The sequence below is a fragment of the Microbacterium sp. 2FI genome (assembly GCF_005502885.1).
In the GTDB taxonomy this organism is placed as follows: Bacteria; Actinomycetota; Actinomycetes; order Actinomycetales; family Microbacteriaceae; genus Microbacterium.
Genome location: NZ_SCMR01000011.1, coordinates 46,622 through 60,735, shown reverse-complemented (window position 1 = coordinate 60,735; position 14,114 = coordinate 46,622). Strand labels below are relative to the sequence as shown.

Below are 14,114 nucleotides of genomic sequence, written 5' to 3'. Positions count from 1 at the left end.
CTTCACTCGGGAGCGGCGTCGCGCTCTTCTTCGGCATCGAGCTGGGTGAGGACGGCATCCGCCCAATCGACACGTGCCTTCTGGAGGTGCAGGCCCCACTGCAGCACGAGGTACTGCCTGCCCGCGGAGAACGACAGGACGTCGGCGGCGAAGTCGCGCTGTTCGATGCGGCGGTACTCCTCGAGCAGCTCCGCGTGCAGGGCGCGGTGCCGCGCGATCTCGTCGCGCAGGTCGCCGCCGAGCGACGCCGAGGCGCGCACCCGCACCATGAGCGCATCCTTCGTGAGCTTGGGCTCCTCCGAGGCGAGCAGCCACAGCCGCAGCTCATCGCGGCCCTCGTCCAGGATCTCGTACGTGCGCTTGCCCCCCCGGGCGGGAGCATCGACGTCGAGCTGCCGGATGAGGCCGTCGCGCTCGAGGCTCGCCAGCTCTCGATAGATCTGCTGGTGGGATGCCGGCCAGAAGTAGCCGATCGAGCGGTCGAACCGGCGCGCGAGCTCGAGGCCCGAGGCGGACTTCTCGTTGAGCGCGGTGAGGATGGCGTGGGCGAGCGACATACGGTCAGCATACGAACGCGACCGTTCGGTCACATTGTCGACACCACTCACCTCCTGCCTCCTCGTCGAGTTCGATCGGCGTTGCCGTCGCGGGCTTCTGCAACTTCTTGCATCCCCATCCTGCATCGACGATCATCGGTTTTGCAACTTGTTTGTGAAACTTGTTGCAATGGACTACTGTCCATCGCAGACGGGCTGCCCTCCCGTTTCCGGCGATGCCGGAGCCCTGCACTCAAAGGAGAGGTCAATGAAGATTCGAGCGCTCAGCGCGGCCGTGTGCGCCGCCGCCCTGCTCACCGCCACGACAGCCTGCAGCTCGCCTGCGCCAGCCGCCGACGGCGGCGGCGGCGAGGGTGGCGAAGTGACCGTCGGCGCGATCCTGTCGATGTCGGGGGTGTACTCCACCCTCGGCCCCGCGCAGAAGAACGCGATCGAGATGGGCGTCGAAGCCCTCAACGAGACCGGGTTCGAGGTCGCCGGAAAGACGTACACCCTCGCGTTCGACTACGCCGACGACAAGAGCGATCCCGCCACGACCGGCGTCGCGGCCCTGCGCCAGATGGTGGAATCCGACGCGCTGCCCGTGATCGCCTTCGGCCTCGGCTCGTCGACCTACGCTCCGCAGCTGGAGCGCACGCCGGTGCCGATGATCAACATCCTCGACAGCACGTTCCCGAGCATCCTCGATTACAGCGATCAGATCGTGCTCATGCGGGGCGCGTCCGAGACCTACACGATCGGCTGCGTCGAATGGGCTGAGGACGTCCTCGGCGCCTCGGCGATCAGCATCATCGATGCCAAGGGCGAGCCGTACGGCGAGGGACTCACGCTCCTGATGGAACAGCAGGGGACGGATGCCGGACTCGACGTCACCGTGTCGTCCGCCCCTCTCGGCACCGCCGACTACGGCAGCGCGATCTCGGCGGCTCTCGCCGCAGACCCCGACGTCGTCTATCTCAGCAGCGTCACGGGCGTCATCCTGCCCGTGCTAAAGCAGCTGCGCCAGGCGGGCTACGCGGGCGCCGTGATGCACAGCGCGGGAGTGAACCCGCAGCAAGCCGAGGCGATCCTCGGCGACGGCTTCAACGAGCTGATGGCGGACAACTACGACTGCGCCGGCACCACGCCGCTCACGGCCGACAGCGACGCCACGCGCGCCTTCGCCGAGGCGTACCAGGAGCGGTACGACGAGTACCCGCAAGACCTCACGATGTGGTCGTACGACCTGCCGTTCGTGATCGCCGCGGCGATGTCGATGGCGGGGACGACCACGGATCGCGCCGCGATCGGTGCCGCCCTCGCTGAGATCGAGGTGCCGGCGGCCTCCGTCAGCGGCTGGATCGCCTCGCCCGACGATGCCTTGTTCGCCGACCGCAACGCGCGCACCCTGTCGGAGGTCACCCAGTGGTGCACCGCGTCGTCGTCGATCGCGACCGCGCTCGTCTTCGACGGGCTCGGCGGCGAGGTCGGAGACGCCACCGTCATCGACGACCCCTGCTCGGCGGGCTGAGATGACGCAGGCGCTGCTGAACGGGCTGTTCCTCGGAAGCCTCTTCACCCTCGTGGCCCTGGGCCTCACCCTCGTCTACGGGGTCATGGAGATCCCCAACTTCGCGCATGCGGGCGTGATGGTGCTCGCCGCGTACACCACGTGGTCGGTCGAGAACGCGGGAGCACCCTTCCTGCTCGCCGCCGCCGCCGGAATCGCGGTGGCCGGCATCCTCTCGGTGCTCACCGAAGTGCTCGCCTACCGGTGGATCCGCAGCAATCCGGCAGCAGCGCCTGCCATCGCCCTCGGTCTTCTCCTCATCCTCCAGAACACCGCACTGGTGATCTGGGGCGGTGAGGGGAAGGCCCTCGACACCCCCTACGACACCTGGATCCTCCACGTCGGCGACGTGGCGATCTCGGGGGTGAAAGTCGTGGTCGTCATCACCGCCGCGGTCGCGGTCACCGTGCTCGCGCTGGTGCTCAACCGCACGACGCTCGGTCGCTCCATCCGGGCGGTCGCGCAGGATCGCGAGGCTGCGGCGCTGCTCGGCATCTCGGTCAAACGGCAGTATGTGCTCGCGTTCCTCCTCGCCGGGCTCCTCGGCGGATTGGCCGCGGTCGTGTTCGCCCCCACCTTCCAGATCTCGCCGTTCATGGCCGACTCGCTGCTGTTGAGCGCGTTCGTCGTGATCGTCGTCGGGGGTCTCGGAAGCGTCCTCGGCGCCGTGATCGGCGGGATGACCCTCGGGCTCGTCGAGAGCCTCGGCGCCGCGTTCATCGATCCGGCCTATCAGAGCGCATTCGGGTTCCTGTTCCTGGTCGCCGTCCTCATCTTCCGCCCGACGGGCATCCGCTCCGTCGCCTCACAGAGAGTCGGATGACATGAGCACCAGCATCCTCTCCCGCCCCGCCCCGACCGTGGCTGCGACCAGGCGCCGCGGTGCCGCCGGCACCTATGCCGCGATTGCTGCGATCACCGTCGTCGTCTACCTCGCGATCACGCTCCTCCGCGGCGATCAGGGGCTTGTCGCGATCCTCATCGCGGTGTGGGCGATCGCGCTCACCGGCCTCAACGTCGTGCAGGGCCTCGGCGGCTACCCGAGCCTCGCGCAGGCGGCCTTCTTCGGCATCGGGGCGTACAGCTCGTCGATCCTGCTGGCCTCCGGCCTGCCGTTCTGGCTCGCCGCGATCGGGGGCGTGGTCGCCGCGGCGCTCGCGGGAACCCTCGTGGCCCTCGTGTTCAGCCGAACCCGCGGCCAGTACTTCGCGATCGGCACGCTCTTCTTCGGCGCCGTGTGCTCGTTGGTCTTCACGAACGAGAGTCAGCTGACCGGCGGCCCGAACGGCATGCCGGTGGGGCTCGGGATGCCGCTCCCCGTCGTCCTGATCGCCATCGCGCTGTCGGTCGGCGCGAGCCTCGTCGCCTTCGACGTGATCGCCCGATCGGCCTTCGGACGCCGTTTGAAGGCGATCAGCGCCGACGAAGACCTCGCGGAGCACCTCGGCGTGCCGACCGCGCGCACCAAGGCGATCGCGGTGGTGGCCTCTGCCGTCTTCGGCGGCTGGGCGGGCGTGCTGCTCGCCCAGTACAACGGGGTGATCGCGCCGTCGCAGTTCACCTTCGTGCAGGGCTTCCTGATGTTCGTCGCCATCGGCCTCGGCGGGTACGGGCGCCTGCTGACGCCGTTGGTGGGAGCGATCATCGTCGTCGGGCTCTCGCAGCTGCTCAAGCTGCAGCCGGGCGTCAGCCAGATCGCGCTCGGGCTCATCTTCATCCTCATCACGCTGCTGGTTCCCGGCGGCATCATCGGCGGTGTCGAACGTGCACTCCGCGGGCGCGCCCTTCCGAAGGGTGGGAACCGGTGACCGCGACTCTCGAAGTACACGGCCTCACGAAGCTGTACGGCGGCGTGCGCGCCGTCGACGACGTCTCCTTCACCGTCGAGCCCGGCCACATCCTGGGGCTGATCGGGCCCAACGGATCGGGCAAGACCACCCTCCTCAACATGATCGCCGGCACCACGCGGCCGACGGCCGGGAGCATCCGTCTCGCTGGGGGCGACGTCACCGCGCTGCCGCCGCACCGCAAGAGCGCCCGCGGCATCACGCGCACCTTCCAGACGACGCGTGTCATGCCGACGTGGACGGTCGAGGACTCGCTCGCCCTCGCCGCCGGTCGCGGCGGCATGGGCGTCAGTGAGGTGGCGACCGACGTCGGCATCGACGACGTGCTCGACCGCGGGGTCGGAGACCTCTCCAACGCGCAGCAGCGGCTCGTGATGGTCGGCTGCGCCCTCGCTTCGCGTCCCGCGGCGATCCTGCTCGACGAGCCCGCCGTCGGCATGGGCGTCGGCGAGACCGACCACCTGAGCGCCGTCGTGCGCGGCATCCGCGATCACCACGGCATCTCGGTCATCGTGGTCGAGCACAACATGCGCTTCCTCATGGCGCTCGCCGACTCGGTCGTCGTCATGGCGACGGGGAGCGTGCTGTCGGCCGGCCGTCCCGAGATCGTCCGCAACGACCCGGCGGTCATCGCCGCCTACCTCGGAGGTTGAGCATGCTCTCCGTCCACGACTTCACCGTCGGCTACGGCGCGGTCTCCGCGGTGCGCGGCATAGATCTCGACGTGCCGGAGGCGACCGTCACCGGAATCCTCGGCGCGAACGGCGCCGGCAAGACCTCCACCCTGATGGGGATCATGCGCGCGGCGCCGCGCATCTCGGGCACGCTCACCGTCGACGGCCGCGACCTCTCGTCGGCGACGACGCGCGAGGTCGTCGGCGCGGGCGTCGCGCTGTGCCCGCAGAACCGGCGGCTGTTCGCCGGCATGACGATCGAGGAGAATCTGGTGCTCGGCGCCCAGGGCGCCTCGACCGCGGTGACGAAGGTTCGGCTCGACGAGGCATACGCGCGGACGCCGTGGCTCGCGGCGCGACGCCGCGAGTCGGCCGGCCGCCTGAGCGGCGGCCAGCAGCAGCTCGTCGCCATCGCCCGAGCCCTGATGTCGGCGCCGCGTCTGCTGATGCTCGACGAGCCATCCAGCGGGCTCTCGCCGGTCGCGGTCATCGAGGTGCGCGAGCTGCTCGAGGGAATCTGCTCGAGCGGGCTCACCGTGCTGCTCGTCGAGCAGAACACCCACCTCGTGCAGCGCCTGTGCTCGTCGGCGTACGTGCTCGCGGAGGGCAGGGTCGTCGGTCACGACACCGTCGAGAACCTCGTCGCCGACGACCTGCTGTCGGACGCGTACCTGGGTTGACGAGGGCGTCTCAGCCGTTGAACTGCGGCTTCCGCTTCTCCTGGAAGGCGGCGAAGCCCTCCCGATAGTCGTCGGTGTCGCAGAGCGCGGCCTGTGCGGCGTTCTCGGCATCCATCGATCGCCACAGGCCCAAGCGTTCGTCGCGCAGCTGCCGCACGAGCTCCTTGCTCGCCCGGAACGCACCCGTCGCGCCCGTCGCCGCGCGTTCGGCGGCCTCGACGGTGGTCGGGACGAGCTCGTCGGCCGGGATCACGCGAGAGAACAGGCCCGACGCGACGGCTTCGCTGCCGGACATGAGCCGACCGGTGTAGATGAGGTCGAGGGTCTTGTGCGCGCCGAGGCGCTCGAAGAACAGGGCGTGGCCGCCCGAGTCGAGCGTCGCGCCCAGCGCGGCGAAGGGCGAGCCGATCTTCGCGGTGTCGGCGACGTAGACGACGTCGGTCGCGATGAGCAGGCCGAGACCGACGCCCAGGCACGCCCCGTGGGCGGCGGCGAAGGTCGGGGCGGGGAACGCCGACATGCGCTGCAGGAGTGGCGTCACGAGACCGCCGAGGTACCCGAGCACGTCGTCGTCGCGCGGATCGACGCCGGCGATGTCGCGCCCGGCGCAGAACGCGCGCCCCTCGCCGCGCAACACGAGGGCACGAACTCCCGCGGCCTCGGCTTCGGCGTAGGCGGCATCGAGATCGCGCACGGCCTGCTCGTCGAGCGCGTTGAGCTTCGCGGGGTTGTCGAGCACGACGTGGGCGACGTCGCCGTCGATGCGGAGGTCGATCATCAGGGACTCCTCGTCGTCACACGTCGTAGTCGACGGCGACACGGTCGCTCGTCGGGTGGGATTGGCAGGTGAGCACGTACCCGCGTTCGAGCTCGTCTGGCTCCAGGGCGTAGTTCTCGGTCATCGTGACCGAGCCCACGAGCAGCCTTGCGCGGCACGTGCCGCACACGCCGCCGGCGCACGCGAACGGCACGTCGGGGCGCACGCGCAGCGCCGCGTTGAGGATCGACTCGTGCGCGCTCACCGGACTCTCGATCGTCGAGGACTGCCCGTCGAGGGTGATCTCGATGGTGCGGACCGGATCTCCCGCCACGGCGACGACGGGCCGCCCGGCGTCGCCCTGATCTCGGCCGGGCTCGCCGGTCGTGAAGAGCTCGTACCGCACGTGCGCCCTGTCGACGTCGATGTCGGCGAGGGTATCTCGGCACAGCTGCACCAGCTCGAACGGTCCGCACAGGAACCACTCGTCGACCGTCTCGGGCAGCACGAGCGCGTCGAGGATGCGCCGCAGGCGCTCCTCGTCGATGCGACCCGACAGCAGTGGCGCCGAGCGCTGCTCGCGCGAGAGCACGTGGTGCAGCGCCAGACGGGTCGGGTACCGGTCCTTCAGGTCGGCGAGGTCTTCCAGGAACATCACGTCGGTCGTCGAGCGGTTCGTGTAGACGAGCGTGAAGCGTGAGGTCTCCGAGCGCGCGAGCACGGTCGCCGCGAGCGCCATCAGCGGGGTGATGCCCGAGCCCGCCGCGATGCCGGCGACATGCGCGCCGTCGAGCTCAGCGAGATTCGAGGTGAACGACCCCTGCGGGCTCATGACGTCGAGCTCGGCGCCGGGCTTCAACTCGGTCTGCGCCCACGTCGAGAAGCGCCCGCCGAGGTCACGCTTGATCGCGACGCTGATCGCCCCCGGCCCCGGCGGGCGGCACAGCGAATACGACCGCCGCACCTCCCGACCGTCGATGTGGGTGCGCAGAGCCACGTGCTGCCCGGCGAGGTACTCGAAATCGCCCGCGAGCTCGGGCGGCACCGCGAACGTCACCTCGATCGCGGCGTCGGTGAGCGGCCGCACCTCGGCGACCCGCAGCGTGTGGAACCGCGCGCGCCGACGCGAGCCCGAAGGCCCTCCGACGGCACTCGCGAGGAACGCCTCGGCGACATCGACCTCCGACCCCATCAGTGCACCTTGAAGTGGTCGAAGGGCTCGAGGCACGCGCGGCATTCGTAGAGCGCCTTGCACGAGGTCGATCCGAACCGCGACGCCTCACGCGTATCGAGCGACCCGCACCGCGGGCACTTCACCGCGATCGCGAGCTTGATCGGCCCGACGGTTGCCCGCCCCGTCGGCGGCGCGATGCCGTACTCGGTGAGCTTGCGCTTGCCGGCGTCGCTCATCCAGTCCGTCGTCCACGCGGGCGACAGCGTCAGCCGCACCTCGACATCGCCGAAGCCCGCGGCGGTGAGGGCGAGCACGACGTCGTCTCTGATCACATCCATTGCGGGGCACCCCGAATACGTCGGCGTGATCGTCACGGTCACCCGCTCCCCCGCGACCGCGACGTCGCGGAGCACACCGAGGTCTTCGATCGTGAGCACCGGAACCTCGGGGTCGGCGACGGCCGCGGCGATCTCCCACGCGCGCCCCTGCCCGGTCACCACGTCGCCCCCGGATACTGCCGCGCCAGCACCTGCATCTCGGCCAGCAGGTACCCCATCGTCGAGAAGTGCTGTCCGCGCCGCCCGCCGCCCGACGAGACGAACCCGACCGGAACCTCGAGGTCGGCCTCGGCGAACACCGCGGCGATCACGGCGTCGAAGGCCGAGCGCAGGGTCGACGGACGGGGCGCGATCCCGGTCTCGGCGAGCCGGTCGGTGAGCTCCTCGTCGCGGAACAGCTCGTCGACGTACGGCCACACGTCGCCGACCGCGCGGATCATCCGCGTGCGCGACTCGTCGGTGCCGCCGGCGAGCCGCAGCGTCCACTGCACCGCGTGGTCGCGGAGGTAGTCGACCTCCTTCACCGCCTTGGCGGTGATCGCGGCGAGGGTCGCGTCGGTCGAGGCCCGGAGTGCCGTGTAGAGCTCGAAGAGATAGACGGATGCCGCGAGCTGACGCGCGATGGTCTGCGCGAAGTCTCCGTTCGGCTGCTCGAACAGCCACGCGGAGCGGAAAGCGGGCTCATCCCGCCAGTACGCGAGGTCGTCTTCGCTGCGACCGTCTGCCGTGCCGGCGTAGTGCAGCAGCGAGCGGGCGTGACCCAGCAGGTCGAGGGCGATGTTGCCGAGCGCGACGTCTTCTTCGAGCTCGGGCGCGTGGGCGATCCAGCCGCCCAACTGCTGCGCGAGTATGAGCGCGTCATCGCCAAGCCACAGCGCGTACTCGGCGACGTCGGGCGAAGCGGCCGCACCGGCCGAGCCCGTGAGCTCTTCTGCGAGCTCGAGCCGGTCGACGGTGACGTCGCCGTGGAGGTCGGAGGGCGGGGTCATAGGTGCGGCACCCCCTCAGACGCCGTGTAGTACACGGCGTGCCGGTAGTTCTTGCCCGCGGGCGACTCGAAGAACGCGCCCTTGGAATCGGGGTCGCTCGTCGTGATCGCCTCAGCGGGCACCACCCACACCGAGGTGCCTTCGCCTCGGCGCGTGTACAGGTCGCGCGCATTGCGCAGCGCCATGTCGGCGTCGGGCGCGTGAAGGGAACCGGCGTGCACGTGCGACAGACCGCGGTTGGCGCGGACGAACACCTCCCACAGGGGCCACGTCTCGCGGTCGGACCCGCCCGGCGTCGCCATCACGCCACCTCGGCTGCGGTCGTTGAGCGAGCGAAGCGAGACGAAACGCCCCGTTCATCCGCTGGGACGTCGCGCTTCGTCTCGCTGCGCTCGCTCAGCGACCCGGGAAAGGCCCGCCGCCGCGCATACTCCGCCGCCGCCTCACGCACCCACGCGCCGTCCTCGTGCGCGTCGCGCCGCGCGCGCAGCCGCTCCGCATTCATCGGTCCGCGCCCGGCGAGCACCTCATGGAACTCGGTCCAATCGATCTCGCTCATGTGCCATCGGCCCGATGCCTCGTCCCACCGCAGCTCGGGATCCGGCAGCGTCACGCCCAGCACCTCGGCCTGGGGAACCAGCATCCCGATGAACCGCTGGCGCAGCTCGTCGTTGGAGAACCGCTTGATCTTCCACGCCATCGACTGCGCCGAGTTGGGCGACGAATCGTCGGGCGGCCCGAACATCATGAGCGAGGGCCAGTACCAGCGGTTCACGGCGTCCTGCGCCATCTCGCGCTGCGCCGGCGTCCCCTGCATGAGCGCGAGCAGGATCTCGAACCCCTGCCGCTGGTGGAACGACTCCTCCTTGCACACGCGCACCATCGCGCGGCCGTAGGGTCCGTACGACGCGCGGCACAGCGGCACCTGGTTGCAGATCGCGGCGCCGTCCACGAGCCAGCCGATCGCTCCCATGTCGGCCCACGTCGGCGTCGGGTAGTTGAAGATCGACGAGTACTTCGCGCGGCCTGAGATCAGCTGTTCGGTCATCTCGTCGCGCGTGATGCCGAGGGTCTGCGCCGCCGAGTACAGGTACAGCCCGTGGCCCGCCTCGTCCTGCACCTTCGCCATCAGGATCGCCTTGCGCTTGAGACTCGGGGCGCGCGTGATCCAGTTGCCCTCGGGCTGCATCCCGATGATCTCGGAGTGCGCGTGCTGCGAGATCTGCCGGATCAGGGTCTTCCGATACGCCTCGGGCATCCAGTCGCGGGGCTCGATGCGCTGCTCGGCCGCGATGAGCGCGTCGAAGGTCTCTTGCTCGAGAACAGTCATCATCGACTCCTTTACAGAACGAGCGTTCAGTTAGTCTACCGAGCCGATCACGGCCCGGCAACCGCGTCGCGAAGCGACCTGCTGGTTGCGACCGAGCGCCCCCGGTACTCCGCGACGACGTCGCCGCCCTCGTCGGTGACGGTGACGTCGTAGACACCCGTGCGGCCACTGACAACCCGGCGGCGTGCGGTCGCAGTGAGCGTCTGCCCGGCGTGCGTCGACTTCAGGAACGAGATGTCGGCGCCCGCGGCGACCGTGATGCGGTCGTCCTCGTTGCACGCGATCGCGAATGCCGTGTCGGCGAGCGCGAAGACGAAGCCGCCGTGGGTGATCGCGAAGCCGTTGAGCATGTCGTCTCGCACGAGCATGCTCACGACGGCGTGGCCCGGTTCATCCTGCTCGACCTGCATCCCCATCGCGGCAGAGGCCCGGTCGCGCTGCATCATCAGCCGGACCATCACGCGGCCGTCTCTTCCGCGGCCGGTGCGTCGGTCTTTGCGACGAGCGTCAGCACGTCGTAGGTGGCGACGACCTCGTCGCGCTGGTTGCGGATGACGGCATCCCATCGCACTTCGCCGTACTCGTCGGTCTCGCGGGGCGTGATCTGCTTCGCGGTCAGCACCACGCGGATCTCGTCGTCCGGCGACACCGGCGTGATGAACCGCAGGTTCTCGAGGCCGTAGTTGGCGAGCACCGGACCGGGATCGGGGTCGACGAAGAGCCCGGCAGCCCACGAGACGAGCAGATACCCGTGGGCGACCCGCCCCGGGAAGAACGGGTTGGCGGCTGCCGCGGCCTCGTCCATGTGCGCGTAGAACGTGTCGCCGGTGAAGTGCGCGAACGTCTCGATGTCGTCCAACGAGACCTCGCGCGACGCCGAGACGACCTGGTCGCCGATCCGCAGGTCGACGAGGGACTTGCGGAACGGATGCCGACCCCCGGGCTCCGAGCGCGCGCCCTCGTGCCAGACCCCGGTGAGGGCCGTGAGCATCTCGGGCGAGCCCTGCACCGCGGTGCGTTGCATGTGGTGAAGCACCGCACGGATGCCGCCGAGCTCTTCACCGCCGCCGGCGCGACCCGGGCCGCCGTGCACGAGGTGTGGCACGGGTGCACCGTGACCGGTCGAGGTGCGGGCGTTCTCGCGGCTGAGGAAGAGCACGCGGCCGTTGAACGCTCCGATGCGCGAGAGCAGCTCGACCGCGACGCCCGGATCGTTCGTCGCGACACTCGTCACGAGGGACCCGCCGCCGAGGTCTACGAGGTCGGCGGCCTCGGCGACCGTCCGGTACGTGAGCACGCTCGCGACCGGGCCGAACGCCTCGGTGTCGTGCACAGCCGCGGTCGTGGCGTCGGCGAACCCGACGAGGATCGGCGCGACGAACGCTCCGTCTGGAGCATCGCCCCGCGAGCCGTCTTCGCGGACGATCTCGGGGGCTGCGGTCGAGCCGAGCAGGAGCGTGCCCCCGGCATCCTGCAGCCGTTCGACCTGGCCGAGCACTTCGTCGCGCTGGTCGAGCGAGACGAGTGGCCCCATTGTGACGCCCTCAGCGCGCGGGTCGCCCAGGACCACGCGCTCGTCGATCTTCGCCCGGAGCGCCTCGACGAGCGCATCGACCGTGCCCACGGGAACGATGGCCCGCCTGATCGCCGTGCACTTCTGCCCCGCCTTCGTCGTCAGCTCGACCAGCAGCTGCTTGACGTACGCATCGAATTCCGGGGTCTCGGGGGTCGCGTCCGGCCCGAGCACCGACGCGTTGATCGAGTCGGTCTCGCTCGTGAACCGCACGCCGTACGCGGCCTTCGCCCGCAGGCGCTCGGCCGTCGACGCGCTGCCGGTGAAGCCCACCAGATCGCCGAGCCCGAGGTGGTCGAAGAGGTCGGGAACGCCACCGCTCACCAGCTGCAGCGATCCCGCGGGAAGGTCTCCGGCTTCGACGAGCATCCGCACCCATGCCTCGGCGATGTAGCCGGTCGGCGTCGCGGGTTTGACGAGCGTGGGAACGCCCGCGAGGAAGGCTGGCGCGAACTTCTCGAGCGCGCCCCACATCGGGAAGTTGAAGGCGTTGATCTGCACGGCGACGCCGGGCAGGCGCGTGAACACATGCCGTCCGAGGAATGTCCCGTCCTTCGAGAGCGGCTCGGCGGGTCCGTCGACGTACACCGTCGCGTTCGGCAGCTCGCGCCGGCCCTTCGACGAGTAGGTGAACAGCACGCCGATCCCGCCGTCGACGTCGTTCAGCGAATCGCGCTCGGTCGACCCGGCCTTCTTCGACAGATCGTAGAGCTCCTGCTTGCTGGCGGTCAGGGTGACGGCGAACTTCTTCAGCAGCACGGCGCGCTGGTGGAACGTCAACGCGCCGAGCGAACGCTGGCCGACGGTGCGGGCGTGGTCGAGGGCACCCGCGAGATCGAGGCCCGCCGTGCTCACGCGCGCGACGGTCTCACCCGTCGACGAGTCCCGCACGACCGCGGCATCACGGTCATCGGCCGGCTGCCACCACGTGTCCCGCACGTAGCTCGGAAGCACATCCACCATCACTCGCTCCATTCGTAGAATCCGCTGCCGCTCTTGCGTCCGAGCCGGCCCTCGGCGACCATCTGCCGCAGCAGCGCGGGCGGCGCGAACCGCTCGCCGAGCGCGGCCTGGAGCTCTTCGGCGATCCCCAAGCGCACGTCGAGTCCGACGATGTCGGTCGTGCGCAAGGGGCCCATCGGATGCCGATACCCGAGCTCCATCGCCCGATCGATGTCTTCTGCCGAGGCCACGCCCTGCTCGACCATGCGGATCGCTTCGAGCGCGAGCGCGACGCCGAGCCGGCTCGACGCGAACCCCGGTGCGTCTCGGACGACGATCGGGGTCTTGCCGATGGCGGACACCCACCCACGCGCGGCATCGGCGAGCGCGGGGTCGGATGCCGAACCCATCACGACCTCGACGAGGGTCGACGCGGGCACAGGGTTGAAGAAGTGCAGGCCGAGGAAGCGCCCCGGGTGCGCCAGCGACGCCGCGAGGTCGTCGATCGAGATCGACGACGTGTTGCTCGCAAGGATCGCGTCGGACGCAATGGAGTCTTCGACACGGCGGAGGGCGTCGGTTTTGAGGGCGCGGTCTTCGGGAACCGCCTCGATCACCAGCGCGCAATCGGCGAACGCCGACGGGTCGACCGAGACGGCGATCGCGCTGTCGAGATCGGCGGCATCGCGGGCCGTCGCGCCGCGCTCGACCGATCGCGCGAGCGATTCGCGCACGCGGTCGGCTGCCGCCACCGCCGCGTCGTCGTCGCGCTCGACGACCGTCACGCGGCAACCGGCGAGCAGGAACGCGTGCGCGATCCCCGCGCCCATGCGCCCGCCGCCCAGCACGCCGACGCGGTCGGGCACGTCGGTCGCGGCATCCGGCGTCATCGCGCCCTCTTCTCGAGGAACGCCGTCATGCGGCGGTGCTTCTCGGGGCTCTCGAACAACTCGGCCTGCAGCTCGAGCTCGATGGTGGGGTGCGCGCTCGCGGGAGCCAGCAGTGCGCGCTTGGTGTGCATCGTCGCGAGCGGGTCGTTGGCGACGATGCGATCGGCGATCGCGTGGGCTTCGGCGAGCAGGCTGTCTGCGGGGCCGACCGCGGAGACCAGCCCCCACGCGAGGGCGGTGTCGGCGTCGAGGATGCGGCCGGTGAGCAGCAGCTCGGCGGCGCGCGCCTCGCCGACGATCTCAGGCAGACGCCACGTGGCGCCTGCGGCGGCGATGATGCCGAGCCCCGTCTCAGGGTTGCCGATCTTCAGGGTCGGCGAGCCGACGCGGATGTCGGCGGCATACGCGAGCTCGGCGCCGCCGCCGAGCGCATAGCCGTCGATCGCGGCGATGACGGGCATCGGAAGCTCGCGGATGCGCCGGAACGCCGTCGTGTTGATGCCCGCGAGCGCATCTGCGGCGGTGCGCTCGCGCAGCTGGGCGATGTCGGCGCCCGAGGCGAAGACACCGCCGGCGCCGGTGAGGATCAAGACCCGCGGCTCTGACTCGAGCTCGGCGCACAACGCGTGGAGCTCGTCGATCGTCTGTTGGTCGATCGCGTTGCGGGTCGACGGCCGATCGAGGGTCGCGACGACGCGGTCATCGCTCCACTGCGTCGTCAGACGCTCGGACATCGTCATCCTCAATCTTTCCAAACCGATCGTTCAGTAATGATGCCAGACGCGTCGAGGACAGGCAAGCAGGGGCAGTGCGA

General features: G+C 70.0%; 16 protein-coding genes. 5 read left to right on the top strand and 11 right to left on the bottom strand.

Going from position 1 to position 14,114, the window contains the following annotated elements:
• Positions 1-2: 2 nt before the first annotated feature.
• The gene (locus tag FFS15_RS10630; protein WP_137844999.1) at positions 3-557 is read right to left on the bottom strand and encodes a PadR family transcriptional regulator; all 555 of its coding nucleotides are present in this window, start codon (positions 555-557) and stop codon (positions 3-5) included.
• A gap of 247 nt (positions 558-804) precedes the next feature.
• On the opposite strand from FFS15_RS10630, the gene FFS15_RS10625 reads away from it, so the two are divergent.
• The 5 genes from FFS15_RS10625 to FFS15_RS10605 are packed head-to-tail and all read left to right on the top strand — an operon-like array spanning position 805 to position 5,307.
• Positions 805-2,067, top strand: coding sequence for an ABC transporter substrate-binding protein (locus FFS15_RS10625; protein WP_137844998.1), 1,263 nt, complete (start codon positions 805-807; stop codon positions 2,065-2,067).
• A 1-nt stretch (position 2,068) separates the two neighbouring features.
• Positions 2,069-2,929 carry a branched-chain amino acid ABC transporter permease gene (locus FFS15_RS10620; protein WP_137844997.1) on the top strand — a complete coding sequence of 287 codons (861 nt, stop codon included), beginning with the start codon at positions 2,069-2,071 and terminating at the stop codon, positions 2,927-2,929.
• Between the two features lies 1 nt (position 2,930).
• Positions 2,931-3,914 carry a branched-chain amino acid ABC transporter permease gene (locus FFS15_RS10615; RefSeq protein ID WP_137844996.1) on the top strand — a complete coding sequence of 328 codons (984 nt, stop codon included), beginning with the start codon at positions 2,931-2,933 and terminating at the stop codon, positions 3,912-3,914.
• Complete coding sequence (locus FFS15_RS10610; RefSeq protein ID WP_137844995.1) at positions 3,911-4,606, top strand: ABC transporter ATP-binding protein; 696 nt, start codon at positions 3,911-3,913, stop codon at positions 4,604-4,606. The genes FFS15_RS10615 and FFS15_RS10610 overlap by 4 nt, the downstream gene beginning before the upstream one ends.
• 2 nt (positions 4,607-4,608) lie before the next feature.
• Complete coding sequence (locus tag FFS15_RS10605) at positions 4,609-5,307, top strand: ABC transporter ATP-binding protein (RefSeq protein ID WP_137844994.1); 699 nt, start codon at positions 4,609-4,611, stop codon at positions 5,305-5,307.
• A 10-nt stretch (positions 5,308-5,317) separates the two neighbouring features.
• Here the strand turns inward: FFS15_RS10605 and FFS15_RS10600 are convergent, their stop codons facing one another.
• From FFS15_RS10600 to FFS15_RS10555, 10 genes are read right to left on the bottom strand one after another with little or no spacing between them, the layout of a single operon-like run.
• On the bottom strand, positions 5,318-6,085 hold the full coding sequence (locus FFS15_RS10600; RefSeq protein WP_137844993.1) for an enoyl-CoA hydratase/isomerase family protein: 768 nt from the start codon (positions 6,083-6,085) through the stop codon (positions 5,318-5,320).
• Between the two features lie 16 nt (positions 6,086-6,101).
• A complete protein-coding gene (gene paaE, locus FFS15_RS10595; RefSeq protein ID WP_137844992.1) occupies positions 6,102-7,256 on the bottom strand; it encodes a 1,2-phenylacetyl-CoA epoxidase subunit PaaE in 1,155 nt (384 codons plus the stop codon).
• Positions 7,256-7,738: a 1,2-phenylacetyl-CoA epoxidase subunit PaaD gene (gene paaD / locus FFS15_RS10590; RefSeq protein WP_137844991.1), complete on the bottom strand. Its 483-nt coding sequence runs from the start codon at positions 7,736-7,738 to the stop codon at positions 7,256-7,258. The genes paaE and paaD overlap by 1 nt, the downstream gene beginning before the upstream one ends.
• Positions 7,732-8,565, bottom strand: a complete 834-nt coding sequence (paaC, locus tag FFS15_RS10585; RefSeq protein WP_137844990.1) for a 1,2-phenylacetyl-CoA epoxidase subunit PaaC — start codon at positions 8,563-8,565, stop codon at positions 7,732-7,734. The genes paaD and paaC overlap by 7 nt, the downstream gene beginning before the upstream one ends.
• The gene (gene paaB, locus FFS15_RS10580; protein ID WP_137844989.1) at positions 8,562-8,867 is read right to left on the bottom strand and encodes a 1,2-phenylacetyl-CoA epoxidase subunit PaaB; all 306 of its coding nucleotides are present in this window, start codon (positions 8,865-8,867) and stop codon (positions 8,562-8,564) included. Before paaB ends, paaC begins: the two co-directional genes overlap by 4 nt.
• Positions 8,867-9,895 (bottom strand): 1,2-phenylacetyl-CoA epoxidase subunit PaaA, encoded by a 1,029-nt coding sequence (paaA, locus tag FFS15_RS10575; protein ID WP_249353952.1) that lies wholly within the window; start codon positions 9,893-9,895, stop codon positions 8,867-8,869. Before paaA ends, paaB begins: the two co-directional genes overlap by 1 nt.
• 47 nt (positions 9,896-9,942) lie before the next feature.
• Positions 9,943-10,341 carry a hydroxyphenylacetyl-CoA thioesterase PaaI gene (paaI, locus tag FFS15_RS10570; protein ID WP_171013164.1) on the bottom strand — a complete coding sequence of 133 codons (399 nt, stop codon included), beginning with the start codon at positions 10,339-10,341 and terminating at the stop codon, positions 9,943-9,945.
• Positions 10,342-10,352: 11 nt separating this feature from the next.
• A complete protein-coding gene (paaZ, locus tag FFS15_RS10565) occupies positions 10,353-12,431 on the bottom strand; it encodes a phenylacetic acid degradation bifunctional protein PaaZ (RefSeq protein ID WP_137844988.1) in 2,079 nt (692 codons plus the stop codon).
• Positions 12,431-13,300: a 3-hydroxyacyl-CoA dehydrogenase family protein gene (locus FFS15_RS10560; protein ID WP_137844987.1), complete on the bottom strand. Its 870-nt coding sequence runs from the start codon at positions 13,298-13,300 to the stop codon at positions 12,431-12,433. The genes paaZ and FFS15_RS10560 overlap by 1 nt, the downstream gene beginning before the upstream one ends.
• The gene (locus tag FFS15_RS10555) at positions 13,297-14,034 is read right to left on the bottom strand and encodes an enoyl-CoA hydratase/isomerase family protein (protein ID WP_137844986.1); all 738 of its coding nucleotides are present in this window, start codon (positions 14,032-14,034) and stop codon (positions 13,297-13,299) included. The genes FFS15_RS10560 and FFS15_RS10555 overlap by 4 nt, the downstream gene beginning before the upstream one ends.
• Positions 14,035-14,114 lie beyond the last annotated feature (80 nt).